At 61.4% G+C, this 14,872-nt stretch carries 14 protein-coding genes; 6 read left to right on the top strand and 8 right to left on the bottom strand.

Annotated features, from left to right (window positions below):
* Positions 1-100: 100 nt before the first annotated feature.
* The gene (locus tag LC094_RS19910; protein ID WP_226554528.1) at positions 101-670 is read right to left on the bottom strand and encodes a YqgE/AlgH family protein; all 570 of its coding nucleotides are present in this window, start codon (positions 668-670) and stop codon (positions 101-103) included.
* A gap of 188 nt (positions 671-858) precedes the next feature.
* On the opposite strand from LC094_RS19910, the gene LC094_RS19905 reads away from it, so the two are divergent.
* Entirely contained in the window at positions 859-1,656 is a 798-nt protein-coding gene (locus tag LC094_RS19905; RefSeq protein WP_226554527.1) for a protein-disulfide reductase DsbD domain-containing protein, read from the top strand.
* A 31-nt stretch (positions 1,657-1,687) separates the two neighbouring features.
* Here LC094_RS19905 and LC094_RS19900 read toward each other — a convergent pair whose 3' ends face one another.
* The 4 genes from LC094_RS19900 to LC094_RS19885 all read right to left on the bottom strand — a co-directional run bounded on the left by LC094_RS19900 (position 1,688) and on the right by LC094_RS19885 (position 8,032).
* On the bottom strand, positions 1,688-5,071 hold the full coding sequence (locus tag LC094_RS19900) for an efflux RND transporter permease subunit (RefSeq protein ID WP_226554526.1): 3,384 nt from the start codon (positions 5,069-5,071) through the stop codon (positions 1,688-1,690).
* A 3-nt stretch (positions 5,072-5,074) separates the two neighbouring features.
* On the bottom strand, positions 5,075-6,559 hold the full coding sequence (locus LC094_RS19895; protein WP_226554525.1) for an efflux RND transporter periplasmic adaptor subunit: 1,485 nt from the start codon (positions 6,557-6,559) through the stop codon (positions 5,075-5,077).
* Positions 6,560-6,684: 125 nt separating this feature from the next.
* Positions 6,685-7,227: a molybdenum cofactor biosynthesis protein B gene (gene moaB, locus LC094_RS19890; RefSeq protein ID WP_226554524.1), complete on the bottom strand. Its 543-nt coding sequence runs from the start codon at positions 7,225-7,227 to the stop codon at positions 6,685-6,687.
* Positions 7,228-7,252: 25 nt separating this feature from the next.
* Positions 7,253-8,032 carry a uracil-DNA glycosylase gene (locus tag LC094_RS19885; RefSeq protein WP_226554523.1) on the bottom strand — a complete coding sequence of 260 codons (780 nt, stop codon included), beginning with the start codon at positions 8,030-8,032 and terminating at the stop codon, positions 7,253-7,255.
* A gap of 120 nt (positions 8,033-8,152) precedes the next feature.
* Between LC094_RS19885 and LC094_RS19880 the strand changes: the two genes are divergently transcribed.
* From LC094_RS19880 to plsY, 5 genes are all read left to right on the top strand, one after another.
* Positions 8,153-9,109 (top strand): aspartate carbamoyltransferase catalytic subunit, encoded by a 957-nt coding sequence (locus tag LC094_RS19880; RefSeq protein ID WP_226554522.1) that lies wholly within the window; start codon positions 8,153-8,155, stop codon positions 9,107-9,109.
* Positions 9,106-9,627: a hypothetical protein gene (locus LC094_RS19875; protein ID WP_226554521.1), complete on the top strand. Its 522-nt coding sequence runs from the start codon at positions 9,106-9,108 to the stop codon at positions 9,625-9,627. The genes LC094_RS19880 and LC094_RS19875 overlap by 4 nt, the downstream gene beginning before the upstream one ends.
* A complete protein-coding gene (locus LC094_RS19870; protein WP_226554520.1) occupies positions 9,624-10,139 on the top strand; it encodes an aspartate carbamoyltransferase catalytic subunit in 516 nt (171 codons plus the stop codon). Before LC094_RS19875 ends, LC094_RS19870 begins: the two co-directional genes overlap by 4 nt.
* Positions 10,136-11,401 carry a dihydroorotase gene (gene pyrC / locus LC094_RS19865; protein WP_226554519.1) on the top strand — a complete coding sequence of 422 codons (1,266 nt, stop codon included), beginning with the start codon at positions 10,136-10,138 and terminating at the stop codon, positions 11,399-11,401. Before LC094_RS19870 ends, pyrC begins: the two co-directional genes overlap by 4 nt.
* Positions 11,402-11,560: 159 nt before the next feature.
* Positions 11,561-12,154, top strand: a complete 594-nt coding sequence (gene plsY / locus LC094_RS19860) for a glycerol-3-phosphate 1-O-acyltransferase PlsY (protein WP_226554518.1) — start codon at positions 11,561-11,563, stop codon at positions 12,152-12,154.
* Between the two features lie 11 nt (positions 12,155-12,165).
* Here plsY and LC094_RS19855 read toward each other — a convergent pair whose 3' ends face one another.
* The 3 genes from LC094_RS19855 to LC094_RS19845 all read right to left on the bottom strand — a co-directional run bounded on the left by LC094_RS19855 (position 12,166) and on the right by LC094_RS19845 (position 14,862).
* A complete protein-coding gene (locus LC094_RS19855; RefSeq protein WP_226554517.1) occupies positions 12,166-13,536 on the bottom strand; it encodes a glutamate--cysteine ligase in 1,371 nt (456 codons plus the stop codon).
* Between the two features lie 97 nt (positions 13,537-13,633).
* The gene (locus tag LC094_RS19850; protein ID WP_226554516.1) at positions 13,634-14,140 is read right to left on the bottom strand and encodes a hypothetical protein; all 507 of its coding nucleotides are present in this window, start codon (positions 14,138-14,140) and stop codon (positions 13,634-13,636) included.
* Entirely contained in the window at positions 14,140-14,862 is a 723-nt protein-coding gene (locus LC094_RS19845; protein WP_226554515.1) for a 16S rRNA (uracil(1498)-N(3))-methyltransferase, read from the bottom strand. Before LC094_RS19845 ends, LC094_RS19850 begins: the two co-directional genes overlap by 1 nt.
* Between the last annotated feature and the right edge of the window lie 10 nt (positions 14,863-14,872).

Genomic DNA, 14,872 nt, shown 5'->3' with positions numbered 1-14,872 from the left:
AGCCTATGAGTCACCGCAAATTTGTCTATGAGACTAACGAACCCCTCTGCGCGTCCCAACCCGAACGCTGCGTCACGGAGCCCTGCGCGGCGATGCGCGATCAGGCGCGCCCGGCGTCGACGGACAAAAGCGCGGGGCTGACACCCAGAGAGTTCAGCGCCGCTTCCCATTTCTGCGCATCGGGCGTGGCAAAGATGATGTCGTGATCCGCATCGCAACTGAGCCAGCCGTTTTGCGCGATCTCGCCCTCAAGCTGACCCGGCCCCCACCCCGCATAGCCGAGGCACAAGAGCCGATCCAAAGGCCCGCCCCCCAATGCCATATCACGCAAAATTTCGCGCGAGGCGGTCATGGCATAGCCCTCACTCACCGACATCGAGGCATGATCGGCGTCATAATCCGTCGAATGCAGCACGAACCCGCGCCCGACCTCGACCGGCCCACCGAAATGAACGGGCAAGGGTCGCATATCGGGGCTTGGGCGAATCTCCAACTGATCGAGGACATCGGCCACGGCGATTTCCTCGGAGCGCTTGTTGATCATCAACCCCATCGCGCCCTCGGCGGAATGCGCGCACATGAAAACCACCGCGTTATCAAAGCGCGGATCGCCGATGCCCGGCATTGCAATCAGGAGCTTGCCTGTCAAATCAGAAGAAACGGGTTCCATAGGCCCACATCACCGCAATGTGCCGGGAGGTGCAAGGCTTCGTCACGCAGATGTTTGCGCAAAATGACGCGGAAGGGCGCAGAGCCAGCACGCAGAGGCAGACATTTGCGCAACAGAATGCCCCTCTTCACGGCCAGATCGTCCAAATGTGAGTTTGTAACGATCTGCTCTCTCCTTATATCGAACCTATGAAAACACCTTTCGCGCCGCTTGCCACCGCTCTTTGCCTCGCTCTCTCCGCCCCTGCCGCACATGCGCAGGAGGCCTCAGATATGGCGCGGATCGACATTCTGCCCGGGTGGCAGATGGACAACGGGCACCGCATGGCCGCGATCCGCATTCGCCTCGCGCCCGGCTGGCACACCTATTGGCGCAGCCCCGGCGAAAGCGGCATTCCCCCGAGTTTCAATCTCGCAGGCTCCGACAACCTGTCCCACATGGAGCTGCACTGGCCGGTGCCTGAACTCTTCTCCGACAATGGCATGTGGTATCTCGGCTATGAGCATGAGCTGATCCTGCCGATTGAACTGGTGCCCGAGGCCAATGGTGCCATTCGGCTAAACGGCACGATGGATCTGGGCGTGTGCAATGACATCTGCATGCCGATGCAGGCGCAATTAAACGCGACGCTCACGCCTGAGGGCAAAGGCTCCATGAACAATCAGATCAAGGCGGCGCTGGCGGATCGCCCGACGCCTGTGGCCAATGTGAAATGCGACGCCGCACCTCTGCGCGACGGCATGCGCCTGACCGCACATCTGAACCTGCCGTCGCTGCCATCTGATGCGGTCGCCGTGATCGAACACCCCGACCATTCCGTCTGGGTGTCCGAGGCCCAGATGCAGCGTAAAGGCGGCACGGTGGAGGTGCAAAGCGATCTCGTGCCCGCGGAGGCCCAGCCGTTCTTCATCGACCGTTCGGCGCTGACCATTTCCGTCATCGGCGGCGGGCGCGCCTATGAGGCGCAGGGCTGCACCGGAAGCTAAACTCCAAACACTTTAAAAGCCGCGAGACGGGTCAGATTTTCTGTCCGTCCCGCACCCGCATGCCCGCCACCACCATATAGGTCGAGGCGAACGCCGCGATCAGCCCGACCAAGAACAACACCAAAGCCGACCCGAAACTGCCGGAGCCAAAGAGCATCGGCAACACACCGGGCAACACCACCGGCCCGATGGTCATCACGAACCACAGCGCCGAAAAGGCGGTCGCGCCGATCAGAACCTTGCCCACCGTGCCCGTGCGTTTCGGGTTGAACAGCCCGCGCCGCAACGCCGCCACCTGACGCGCCACATCAAGCTGCATCGCCAAAATGGCCGGCACCAGCATCAGCACGATCACCATGCCAAAGCCCAAACCATAGGCCAGCGTGATCACCGTCGGCTTGAGGAACTGCGCATCCGCCGAGCTTTCATAAAGCAGCGGCGCCAGACCCAAAACCGTGGTCAGCGTGGTCAGCATCACAGGTCGCAAACGGTCGACGGCGGCGTCGATTACCGCAGGGATCAGCCCGCGATCGCGGCCATATTCATCCACGGTCGAGACCAAAACGATGGAATCGTTGATGATGATCCCGGTCATCCCAATCAGCCCCACGATGGAGAACATCGACAAAGGCACGCCCCAGATCGCATGACCGTGGATCGCACCGATGAGGCCAAAGGGGATCACCGACATCACCACGACAGGCCGTGTCCAGCTCGAGAAAATCCACGCCAGCGTCAGGTAAATCCCCAGGAGCACGCCAGAGAGGCCAAGGAAGGCGTCGGAGATAAAGCGGTTCTCCTGCTCCGCGAGCCCGGAAATCCGGTGCGTGATGCCAAATTGCGCGTCCAGCTCGGGCAGGATTTCATTGCGAATTTCATCCTGAAGCTCCGCCGAACGCGCCGCATTGCCCTCGTCCATATCGCCGGAGACGGTGAGAATCCGAAGCCCGTTTTCGCGCCGCACGGTGGAAAAGCCGGTCTTGCGTTCAACGGTGACAATATCGGAAAGCGGCACATAGGCGCCCGAGGCCGCGCGCATCTGGGTGCGATTGAGGAAGTCGGCGGTCAGCTCGTCTTCGGGCACTTCGACCTGAATGCTCGCGGTGCGCACGCCTTCGGGAAAGGTCGCCGCCTCGATACCGCCCAGACGATGCGCCAGAACCGAGCCCAACGCGTCGATGGTAAAGCCCAGCGCCTCGCCCTGTGGCGTCAACTCGAGCACCAGCTCCTCCTTGTCGTAAGACAGGTTGTCTTCGAGGGCGGAGACTTCGGGGAATTGCGACAGGCGGGATTTAAGTTCTTCTGCGGCGGCCTTCAGCGTCTCGGAATCGGCACCGTAGAGATCGACGTCAATCGCATCGCCGCCGGGGCCAAACCGCCCGCGCCGGAAGGACACGGTTTCCGCCATCGGATGGTTCACCACCTCCTCTTGCAGATCGCTGACGAAGGCGGCGGAGGAATAGGGGCGCAGGTCGGCGTCGATCAATTCGACCGTGATGCCGCCCAGTTGGTAATCCTCTTTGCCATTGGTCCCCGACAGGCCACGCCCGGCATTCGAGCCGATCTGGGTGATCACATAGACCAGAGGATTGGTGCCATATTCGTCCTCATAGCGCTGACCAACGGCCTCGGCCGCGCGCTGCAACTCCTGCGCCATGGCGATGGAATCACCCCGGAGACCGGCGGGCACCATGGCGAAGTTGCCGGTGATCACCGGCTGTTCCGGCGAGTTGAAGAACCGCCACTGCACCTGACCGGAGATCAGCAAGGAGATCTGGATGGCCAAGAGCAACACAGCCCCCGCCACGACCGGATAGCGCAGTTTGACGGACCAAGTGACCAGCGGACGGAACAGACGTTCACGAAACACCCGAAAGCCCTTGTCGACCTGACGCGAAGGCCAGTCATACCAATGCGACCGCGATTGCGCGGTCAAAGAATGGCTCAGGTGATTGGGCAGAATGATGAAACACTCGACCAGAGAGGCGATCAGCACCACGATGACGGTGAAGGGAATGTCGGAGATCATATCCCCGAAACGCCCCGAAATGGCGGTCAGGCCAAAGAAGGCAATCACAGTGGTCACGGTCGAGGAAAACACCGGCGCAAACATCCGTTTTGCGGCATTCTCTGCGGCCTCGACGGGGCCCTCGCCCAAACGGCGCACCCGGAAATCCGCATGTTCCCCCACCACGATGGCGTCATCCACGACGATCCCCAAAGTGATGATCAACGCGAAAAGAGAGATCATGTTGATCGTCAGACCGGCGGCATACATCATCGCGATGGCCGACAGCATCGCGACCGGAATCCCCGCCGCGACCCAAATCGCCGTGCGTGCATTGAGGAAGAGAAACAGCAGGATCAGCACAAGTCCCAGACCCATCGCGCCATTCGACAGCAACAGATCGAGACGGCCCTGAATCGACTCCGCCCGCGTGCGGTAAAGATCGAGCGTCACCCCTTCGGGCAGGGTCAACTCCATCTCGGCGGCGACCTCTTCGACAATGCTTTGAATGCCGATCGCATCGCCCATATCAGAGCGCGCCACCTGCACCGACACCGCCGGATTGTCGCCCACAAAAAACGCTTCGTTGCGGTCCACGCCGTTGACCTCGATGGTGGCCACATCTCCGATGGTCAGTTGCGAGCCGTCGTCATTGCTGCGCAGCACGATGCTGGCGATATCTGCCGCCCCGCGTTTCTCGACGCCCGTGCGCACCCGCGCGCCGCCGTTGCCGACATTGCCCGCCGGGCTAGTATCGGCGGCCGAAGCGATGGCATTGGCGATCTCTTCCATCGAGACGTCATGTTCGATCAGGCTCAGCGTCGGCACGCGCACGATGGTTTCAGAGGCCGCGACGCCCGAGATCGTCGTCCGCGTCACACCCTGCGTAAAGAGCCGTGCGACCAATTCGTCCGCAAACCGCGCCAGCTGATCCAGCCCCACAGGGCCGGTGATCGCCACATCGGTCACGCGATCCGTCCAACCGCCCCAGCGCACTTGGGCATCATCGGCACCATCGGGCAGTTCGGTCACTGTATCAATGGCCGCATTCACATCATCGGCGGCGCGCTGCATATCCCAGCCCGGCTCGAAGTCCAGCGTGATATTGCCCCGCCCTTCAATCGAGGTGGCACTCGATTCCAGCACGCCTTCGACGGCCAAAAGCGTGGGCTCAAGCACCTGCACGATGCCATTGTCGACATCTTCAGGCCCCGCACCGTCCCAAGCGACCGAGACGCGCACGCTGTCGACCACGACATCCGGAAAAAACTGCGACCGCATCTGCGGGATCGCGGCCAGACCGGCACAGATCAAAAGCACCAACACAAGGTTCGCCGCCGTCCGGTGGCGCGTGAAATAGGAGAGAATGCCTTTTGCCTTCGCCAACCCCGCTTCCTGCACAGACATGGCTTAGCTCCCCATCCGCTGTTCGAGACGCTCGACCAAATCGGCAGGCACCTGGTCCGCGGCAAGCTGTTCCTGAACGCGGACACGCAGCTCTTCGGGCATGTCGTCCGCGCTGGCGACAAAGGCCAAAAGCGCGGCGCGGCGGTCCTCAGAGAGGGCGATCATATCGGCTTCGGCAGCGCCCTGTGCCACGCCCTGAGCCGCGGCTTGTCCCGCCTCTTGAGCACCGTTCACGCGCACCCGAATGCCCGCCCCCAACAAGGGCGAGCGCTCGGCGACGACCTGACGTCCGACCAAGCCCTCTGTGCCGATGATCACATCATCACCCTGACGGCGCAGCACGGAGACGGGCATCTCTTCGAGACGGCTTTGTTCGGTCACCGCCAGCACTGTGTTGTTGCCGCCCACAGCCGATGCGGGCACCAAGGCCACGCGTTCAAGCACCGGCTCTTCCAGCTCCACGGTCACGAAATCGCCGGGACGAAAGCCCAGCACATCGTCAAGCCGCGCATAAAGTGTCCGCCCGCTTTGCCCCGTCGCGACGGCGGCACTTTCGCGCACGACGCGGCCTTGGGCCTTGAGATCCAGCCCCGCCACATCCAGCGTCACGGTGACATCCATCTGCGGCAGGCGCGCGCGGTCGGTGACCAGCCGGGCGTATTGTTCCGTGGAAATGCGAAACGCCACCTCCAACTCGTCGGGATTGATCAGCGTGGCGAATTGCTCGTTGGTGCTCAAAAGCGTGCCCAGCGCGCCAGACACATCGCTCAGCACCCCATCGAAAGCGGCCGTGACCGTCATATCGTCGAGCGTGCGTTGCATGTTGTCGCGGTCAATCTCGGCCCGCAGCACGGAGGTTTTCGCACTGTCGACGGCGGCCTCCGCATCGGCCAGAGCCTGACGTTTCGACAAAACGGACTGACCGGCGGCGGCATGGGACAATGCGGCCTCCTCCACGGAGCTGGCGCTGCCGACGCCCCGGTCGAACAGGCTTTGCTGACGATCAAGCGCGGCCTTGCGCAGATCGAGCTGCGCGCGGGCGGCCTCCAGATCGTCGGCGGCAATCGTTCGGGCACGTTCGGCGTCACGCAGATCGGCCTCGGCCTCCAACAGATCGGCCCGTGCCACGCGCAGCGCGGCATCGGCGTCTTCGGTGTCGATTTTCAGGATCACTTCGCCCGCCTTGACCGCGCCGCCCTCTTCAAAGGCCTCGGACAGCTCGACAATCCGTCCTGCATCCGGCGCGCGCAGCTCAAGGCTTTGGCGCGCGGCGATCTGACCGTAGCTGGTGAGCATGGGGGTGAGCTGCTGCGGCACCACCTCCGTGACATTGACCGCAAACTGACGTTCACGCACCTGCGGCGGCATGCTTTCGGCGGCCAGACGGGCCTGATAGGCCGAGTAGACCCGATATCCGGCCCCCACCAAAAGGGCAAGTGTGGCGCAGGTCAGGAACAACCCAATCAGGGAACGGCGGAGAAATCGCATAGAGGCGGGCCTTTTGTGCTGGCGTCAATTGCTTGGAGGCGTCAACACCTCGCTCATGGTTGAGAAGCATACGATGCACGCGCCGATTTCCGGCGCGGTTTTTTGTCAACTCACGGAATTGTTTGTCACTTGCGACGCTTGTGCTCGTCGAGCCGAGGGAAAATCTGGACGAAATTGCAGGGCTTGTGACGATAATCGAGCTGGAATTTCAGGATCTCGTTCCACGCATCCTTGCAGGCCCCGGTCGAACCGGGCAGCGCGAACAGATAAGTCCCCCCCGCCACGCCGCCCGTGGCCCGCGATTGCACAGCGGAGGTGCCGATCTTGTGCATCGAGACAATCGTAAAGACCGTGCCGAAAGCGTCGATTTCCTTTTCATAGACATCGCGATGCGCCTCGACCGTCACGTCGCGGCCCGTAAGCCCCGTGCCCCCGGTGGAGATCACCACATCGACGTCTTTATCGTCGATCCATGCCTGAAGCGTGTCACGAATGAGCGGACGGTCATCTGTGACGATCTTGCGATCCGCCACCACATGCCCGGCCTCTTCGATCATCTTGACCAAAGTGTCGCCGGATTTGTCATCCGCAAAGCTGCGCGAATCCGAGACGGTCAGAACCGCAATGCGCACGGGGATAAATTCGAGGGTGTCGTCGATGTGGCTCATGATGCCTCCGGTGAAGGGCGATGCCCTATGATTTCAGCTTGGCCTGAATGTCCAAGAGATCGGCCCAGGCCTCGCGTTTCGCTAGGGGCGTGCGCAAAAGATAGGTCGGATGCATCATCGGCATGGCAGGCTTGCCCAGCACCTTTTGCCATTGGCCCCGAAGCCTCGTGATCCCGGCACGGCCCAGAAGCGCGGTACAGGCCCAATTGCCCATGAGCACGATCACATCCGGATCGGCAAGCTCGATATGGCGGATCAAAAACGGTTTCAGCATCGCGATCTCCGCGGGCGATGGATCGCGATTTTCCGGCGGACGCCACGGGATAGGGTTGGTGATGTAAAGCGCATGTTCAGAGTCAGGTGAGGTCCGATCCAGACCGATGGCCGCGAACATCTTGTCCAAGAGCTGCCCCTCGCGCCCGACAAAGGGCTTGCCCTTGATGTCCTCGTCCCGCCCCGGCGCCTCGCCGACGATCATCACGCGGGCTTTCGGATTGCCGTCCGAGAACACGACATTGCGCGCGCCGCGTTTGAGATCGCAAAGCTCGAAACCCTCCAAAGCCTCCCGCAGCGCTTCCAAACTCCCCGCCGATTGCGCCAGCTTCAACGCGATCTCGGATGCATCTTCCGTTTTCTCGGGCACGAAGGCCTGCGGGGCGCCCGGGGCTGCAGCCGCAGGTTTCGGTGCTTTTTCCGGGATTTCATAGCGATTGACAGGCGTCTCGGAGATCGCCTCGGCCGCGCCAAGCTCGATCTGCCACTCCAAAAGAGCGTGCGCCTCCCAATAGTCGATCTGAGTCTCCATGACGGCCAAGCTACAAGGCCCGGACGAGGAGGTAAATCGCGTAAAAGTCGAGAATGGCGCATTGCCCGCCCGCGCGTGCTTTTCTATAAGCGGAGGCAAAGCACATAGGGGGCATCTCACATGGCATTCCGGCAAAAACACCTTCTGGGGATCGAGCCGCTTCATCCCGATGAGATCACCACCATTCTCGATGTGGCGGAGCGTTACGTCGACCTGAACCGTCAGGCCGACAAACATTCCGACGCCCTCAAGGGCCTTACCCAGATCAACATGTTCTTCGAGAACTCGACGCGCACGCAGTCGTCTTTCGAGCTTGCGGGCAAACGTCTTGGCGCCGATGTGATGAACATGGCGATGCAGGCCAGCTCGATCAAAAAGGGCGAGACGCTGATTGATACGGCGCTGACCTTGAACGCCATGCATCCCGATCTGTTGGTGGTGCGCCATCCGCATTCGGGCGCTGTGGATTTGCTGGCACAAAAGGTCAACTGCGCGGTGCTGAACGCGGGCGATGGCAAACATGAGCACCCGACGCAGGCTTTGCTCGATGCGCTGACGATCCGCCGCGCGAAAGGCCGGCTGCACCGTCTCAACATCGCGATTTGCGGCGATATTGCCCACTCTCGCGTGGCGCGTTCGAACCTCATGCTCCTTGGCAAAATGGAGAACCGCGTGCGCCTCGTCGGCCCGCCCACTTTGGTGCCGCAGCAGTTCCGCGAGTTTGGCTGCGAGATTTACGACGACATGGCCGAGGGCCTGAAAGACGTCGATGTGGTGATGATGCTCCGCCTGCAAAAAGAGCGCATGGACGGCGGCTTTATCCCGTCCGAGCGGGAATATTTCTACCGCTACGGGCTGGACGCCGACAAGTTGGCGCATGCCAAACCCGACGCCATCGTCATGCACCCGGGGCCGATGAACCGCGGTGTCGAGATCGACGGCACCATCGCCGACGACATCAACCGATCTGTGATTCAGGAACAAGTCGAAATGGGCGTCGCCGTACGCATGGCGGCGATGGATTTGCTCGCGCGCAACCTCAAAGCCTCGCGCGAAGAGGCGGGGGTGATGGTGTGAGCGACGCGCTCGTCATACCCCATTCCGGGCAAAAGCTGATCTGGGCCTTCTCTTACGAGGGACCTCTCGAGGCGCTTGAGGCTTTGAGCACCGAGGAGCTGGCCGAGGCTTTGGGCCTTTGGGCCACGCCTGACATGGCCAACATCGAGCGCTTTGATCTGGAGAGCATGCGAGACTATGGGTTTGCGCGCTATCTCTCTGAGGCCAGCGGGTTTGAGATTGGCGAGGACGCCTCCCGCCTCGATGCGCTCACCGGCTCTCTCCTTTTGATCCACGCCAAAGCGCTCAATGACAAAGACACCCGCTTTGCGCCGGAGCCGCCCTTCGCCCTGATCGGGCGCTATGGCACCACCCTCGACATCCCGCCGGTGATCGGGATCGAGAGCGACAGCGCCAAAGGCCAACTGCCGCAGGGCAAACCGGCGAAATCCTCGGCGCGCATCTCCGGCATGGTCGCGACCTTCGTTCTCATCTTCCTCGCGATCTTTGTCGCCGTCTTCGTCTGGATCGGCGGATGACCGAGGGCTGGGCGGATATCCTCCACCCCAATGAGCGGGTGCTCTGGCAAGGCCAGCCGGATCAGAAGATCCAATGGCGTGGCCCCGGCCTGCCGTTTGCGTTTTTCGGCGTGATCTTTGCGGGATTTGCCCTCTTTTGGATGGTGAGCGCTTTTGCGGCAGGCGGGTTCTGGATTTTCGGCCTGTTCCAATTCGTCACCGGCCTCCTCGTGGCATTTGCGCCTTTGCTCCTCGGCCCTTTCATCGCGCGGCGCACATGGTATTCGCTCAGCTCCCGCCGCGCGTTTTTCGCAAGCGACATGCCGTTCTCCGGCAAGACCCTTTTGGCCCTCGACCTGCGCCCCTCTTTGGGGGTCGAGTTCGACGGCCAAGACCCAGGCACGATCAGTTTCAACACCCGCGCAGAGCCGATTGTCGGTGAACAATTCGACAGCACGCCCGCGTTTGCTCTTATCCCCGATGCCCGCACCGTCTACGGGCTGATCCGCGATATTCAGAAAGGCTCCGTATGACCATTTTCACCAATGCCCGCCTGATCGACCCGGAGGCCCAGACCGACAGTTTGGGGTGGCTGCGCGTCGAAGGCGATGTCATCGCGGAAAGCGGCACAGGCACGCCGCCGATGGGCGAGACGATTGACTGTGGCGGCAAATGCCTTGCCCCCGGGATCGTCGATCTGGGTGTGAAAGTCTCGGAACCCGGCGAGCGTCACAAGGAAAGCTTTGCCTCCGCCGGTCGCGCCGCCGCCGCGGGTGGGGTGACGACGATTGTCACCCGCCCCGACACGCTGAGCGCGATTGACACGCCCGAGGTGTTGGAATTTGTTCAACGCCGCGCGGCCTCTGATGCCATCGTCAAAGTCAAACACCTCTCCGCTCTCACCAAGGGCCGCGAGGGCCGTGAGATGGTCGAGATCGGGTTCATGCGCGACGCGGGCGCCGTGGCCTTTACCGATTGCGATCATGTCATCGAGAACACCAAAGTGTTGCAGCGCGCGCTGACCTACGCGAAATCCTGTGGCGCGCTGGTGATTGGCCACCCGCAGGACCCGGGTCTGTCAAACGGCGCCGCCGCCACCTCCGGCAAATTCGCGGCCCTGCGCGGTCTGCCCGCCGTGTCGCCGATGGCGGAACGCATGGGCCTCGACCGCGATCTGGCGCTGATCGAGATGACCGGTGCTTCTTATCACTTCGACCAGATCACCACCGCCCGCGCACTTCCGGCGCTGGAGCGGGCGAAACAGAACGGGTTTGATGTAACGGCGGGCGTGTCGATCCACCACCTGACGCTCAACGAGCTGGACGTAGGCGACTATCGGACGTTCTTCAAAGTCAAACCGCCGCTGCGCTCCGAAGACGATCGTTTGGCGATGGTCGAGGCCGTGGCCTCCGGGTTGATCGATGTGATCTCCTCGATGCACACGCCGCAGGACGAAGAGAGTAAGCGTCTGCCCTTTGAAGAGGCCGCCTCCGGGGCCGTGGGTCTTGAAACACTGCTGCCCGCCGCGCTGCGCCTCTATCATGCGGGCCAATTGACCCTGCCGGAGCTATTCCGCGCGATGGCACTGAACCCGGCGAAACGCTTGGGGTTGGCCTCCGGGCGACTGTCCGAGGGCGCGCCTGCGGATCTCGTGCTCTTCGACCCGGATGCGCCCTTTGTGCTGGATCGGTTCAAGCTTCGGTCAAAATCCAAGAACACCCCCTTTGATGGCGCGCGGATGCAGGGCATTGTCAAAGGCACTTGGGTCGATGGGATGCAGGTGTTCGACGGCTGAGCCCCGCCGTCGCATCCGATTTTGAGTATTTAAAGCGTTTTTCGTTGATCCCGCTTCGGGTTTGACGAAAAACGTCACCACACTGTAGGGATGTCGCACCGTCTCTCAAAAATTGAGTACCTCAAGTTTTGAGAGACGGTTTAAACCAAGGAAATGCCCATGACGCTTCTCTTGATGATCATCACCGCGCTTTTGGCCTATCTTTTGGGCTCGATCCCTTTTGGCATCGTCATGGCACGGCTGTTCGGTTTGGGCGATCTGCGCCAGATCGGGTCGGGCAACATTGGCGCGACGAATGTTCTGCGCACCGGCAATAAATTGGCGGCCTTTTTGACGCTTTTGGGCGACAGCGGCAAAGGTGCTCTGGCGGTGATCCTGGCGCGGGCGCTGTTGGGCGAACAACTGGTCGGCATCGCCGGGCTGTTTGCCATGCTCGGGCATCTCTATCCCGTGTTCTTGCGGTTCAAGGGCGGGAAAGGCGTTGCAACCTTCCTCGGCACGCTTTTGGCGCTCTCCCTGCCTGTCGGGCTTTTGGCCTGTGGCACATGGCTTTTGGTGGCAGTGATCACGCGCTATTCAAGCCTCTCGGCCCTGATCGCCGCGCTTTTGGCGCCGATCTACACCGCGTTTTTCTACCATTTGCATGGTGCCATTCTTGTGCTGATCCTGACCGGCTTGATTTTCTACAAACACCGCGAGAACATCGCGCGGCTCAAGGCCGGGACGGAAACAAAGATCGGTCAGAAGGGCTGAGGCCCCTCTGATCAATAACTGTATTCGCCAAACACGCGGGTCACGTCGCCGTTCCAGTCGCCTTCGAAATGCGCGATCAGCTCGTCTGCGGGCGCTTGGCCGGTTTCGATGCTGTCCTTAAGTGCGCTCAGGAAATGGGTTTCGTCCGGCACCATACCGCCCGCGCCCGCACGTCCACGCGCCTTGAGACCCGCCTCGGCAATCGACACGCATTCGCGCGCGAGATCGAGCATTTTAACGCCGCCAACCTCGGCCTGAAGCGCATCGACGGAGGCCGCCACGCGCAGTTCTTCGCGGAATTCGGGCGTCCAGCCCTTGATCAGATCGGAGGTCGCATCGAGTGCGCTCTGATCGTACATCAGCCCGACCCAAAACGCCGGAAGTGCGCAAAGACGACGCCACGGGCCGCCATCGGCGCCGCGCATTTCCATGTATTTCTTGATCCGCGCTTCGGGGAACAAGGTCGTGAGGTGATCCGCCCAATCCGACATCGTCGGCTTTTCGCCGGGCATCGCGGGCAGCTCGCCTTTCAGAAAATCGCGGAAGGACTGGCCCAGCGCGTTGATATATTTGCCGTCGCGGTAGACGAAATACATCGGCACATCGAGGGCATATTCGACATAGCGCTCAAAGCTCATGCCGTCTTCGAACACAAACGGCAGCATGCCGGTGCGCGAGGCGTCGAGGTGGCGCCAGATGCGCGAGCGCCAGGATTTGTGACCGTTGAGCTTGCCCTCTTTGAAGGGCGAATTGGCGAAGAGCGCCGTCGCGACGGGTTGCAACGCCAGAGCGGTGCGGAATTTCTGCACCATGTCGGCCTCGGAGGCGAAATCGAGGTTCACCTGCACGGTGCAGGTGCGGCGCATCATGTCTTTGCCGGTCTCGCCCACGGTCGCCATATAGGAGTCCATCAGCTTATAACGGCCTTTCGGCATCAAGGGCATCTCGTCATGGGTCCAGGTCGGCGCCATGCCAAGCCCGATAAACCGCGCGCCCACTTCGTCAGCGATCGTGTGCACTTCCTTGAGGTGTTCGTTCACCTCGTCACAAGTCTGGTGGATTGTGTCCAAAGGCGCGCCGGACAGTTCCAACTGACCACCCGGCTCCAGAGAGATATTCGCACCGTTCAGCTCAAGCCCGATAAGGTGCTCGCCCTCGAAAATCGGGTTCCAACCATAGCGGTCCTGCAACCCTTCGAGGATCGCCTTGATCGAGCGATCGCCCATATAGGGCAGCGGTTTCAGAGCATCTTCGCAATAGCCGAATTTCTCGTGCTCGGTGCCGATTTTCCACTGCTCTCTGGGCTTGCAGCCATCAGCGAGATAACCCACGAGATCGTCATAGCTTTCGATCGGCCCGCCGCCGGATTGAGGAATAGACATGGGGGAAGGTGCTCCGAAAGAGTTGCAAATCGTTCGGGTACAGTTGTGCGATGCGGGCGGCGAAGTCAATGCGGCCTGCAGCTTCTGTGATTTGCGCTCAGTGAAGAACCGCTGTGCGTTTCCGCCAGATCACGACCGGATGATCCGGCGTCTGTTTGATTTGGCGCAGCATTTTTTCGGTCTCAAGGCCTTCGAGCGTGACAAAGACATCGAACAGCGCCTCGGCGCCGTGAGCGTTGACCGGAATGGTCAAAGGCGGCTGTCCGGGGGCGTCCAATTGCCAATGCGCATGACCCTTTCCAGTGGGAATGAGGGTGACGGCAGTCAGCGCCTCGATCTCGACCTGCCCGCCCGTCAGAGGAGAAAAGAAAGAGACGACACCTTCGTCCACTTCGACCGCACCAAAGCCCCCGCCACCTCGGTCGAACCGGGCGCGCTGAATGGCCGCTATGGCGAAAATGACGGAGAGCGCGGTGAACGCAAATGCGATCCAGCGCATGACGCCGAATGAGGACGCAGCCCAAAGCCCCATGAGTGCGACGACCACAAGCGCCACGACAACCTCACGCCAGCGCCAGAGCAGGGCTTTCACCTCGGGGCGCATCACCAGTCTCCGAGCTGTTGTTGCCAGATGGTCAGCGCCGCGACCGCCGCCGTGTCGGCGCGCAGGATACGGGGCCCGAGAGACACCGCATGGGCATAGGGAAGCGCATGCAGGCGCTTGCGCTCGATCTCTGAGAACCCGCCCTCTGGCCCGATCAAGATGGCCCATTTGCCACCCTTTACATCGCCAAGTGCTTCCTCTGCGCCCACAAGCGTCTCGTCACAGAACATGATCTGTCGCTCCGCGTCCCAATCGGCCAAAAGCCGGTCGAGTTTGACCAGATCAGCTACCTCTGGCACATAAGTCCCGCCGCATTGCTCGGCGGCCTCAACGGCGTGGGCCTGCAACCGGTCCTGCCGGATGCGTTCGGAATTGGTGAAGTCTGTCGCGACAGGCACGATCCGTTTCGCCCCCATCTCCGCGGCTTTCTCGACGATGAAATCGGTGCGCGTCTTTTTGATGGGCGCAAACAAGAGCCAGAGATCGGGCGGCATCTGCAACTCGCGAGTCTTTTCGCGACAGGTCAATTCACCGCCACGCTTGCCCGCCTGCGTGACCTCGGCCAGAAACTCGCCGTCGCGGGAATTGAACAGTGCGACAAAGGCGCCCTCCCCCTGGCGCATCACGCCAAAAAGATAATGCGCCTGATCCCGTTCCAGAGGAATGGATTGCCCCACTGCCAGCGGGTGATCTACATAGAGCCTGATTTTCGCTTCAACCATGGACATTACA

It is taken from the genome of Celeribacter naphthalenivorans (genome assembly GCF_020524585.1).
GTDB lineage: Bacteria > Pseudomonadota > Alphaproteobacteria > Rhodobacterales > Rhodobacteraceae > Celeribacter > Celeribacter naphthalenivorans.
Note: the sequence above shows the minus strand (reverse complement) of the source record. Positions and strands in the feature narration are given on the sequence as shown.

Excerpts from the sequence above, each read along its gene's own strand:
- LC094_RS19910 (WP_226554528.1), bottom strand. The coding sequence starts at position 670 with ATGGAACCCGTTTCTTCTGATTTGACAGGCAAGCTCCTGATTGCAATG.
- LC094_RS19905 (WP_226554527.1), top strand. The coding sequence starts at position 859 with ATGAAAACACCTTTCGCGCCGCTTGCCACCGCTCTTTGCCTCGCTCTC.
- LC094_RS19900 (WP_226554526.1), bottom strand. The coding sequence starts at position 5,071 with ATGTCTGTGCAGGAAGCGGGGTTGGCGAAGGCAAAAGGCATTCTCTCC.
- LC094_RS19895 (WP_226554525.1), bottom strand. The coding sequence starts at position 6,559 with ATGCGATTTCTCCGCCGTTCCCTGATTGGGTTGTTCCTGACCTGCGCC.
- moaB (WP_226554524.1), bottom strand. The coding sequence starts at position 7,227 with ATGAGCCACATCGACGACACCCTCGAATTTATCCCCGTGCGCATTGCG.
- LC094_RS19885 (WP_226554523.1), bottom strand. The coding sequence starts at position 8,032 with ATGGAGACTCAGATCGACTATTGGGAGGCGCACGCTCTTTTGGAGTGG.
- LC094_RS19880 (WP_226554522.1), top strand. The coding sequence starts at position 8,153 with ATGGCATTCCGGCAAAAACACCTTCTGGGGATCGAGCCGCTTCATCCC.
- LC094_RS19870 (WP_226554520.1), top strand. The coding sequence starts at position 9,624 with ATGACCGAGGGCTGGGCGGATATCCTCCACCCCAATGAGCGGGTGCTC.
- pyrC (WP_226554519.1), top strand. The coding sequence starts at position 10,136 with ATGACCATTTTCACCAATGCCCGCCTGATCGACCCGGAGGCCCAGACC.
- plsY (WP_226554518.1), top strand. The coding sequence starts at position 11,561 with ATGACGCTTCTCTTGATGATCATCACCGCGCTTTTGGCCTATCTTTTG.
- LC094_RS19855 (WP_226554517.1), bottom strand. The coding sequence starts at position 13,536 with ATGTCTATTCCTCAATCCGGCGGCGGGCCGATCGAAAGCTATGACGAT.
- LC094_RS19850 (WP_226554516.1), bottom strand. The coding sequence starts at position 14,140 with ATGCGCCCCGAGGTGAAAGCCCTGCTCTGGCGCTGGCGTGAGGTTGTC.
- LC094_RS19845 (WP_226554515.1), bottom strand. The coding sequence starts at position 14,862 with ATGGTTGAAGCGAAAATCAGGCTCTATGTAGATCACCCGCTGGCAGTG.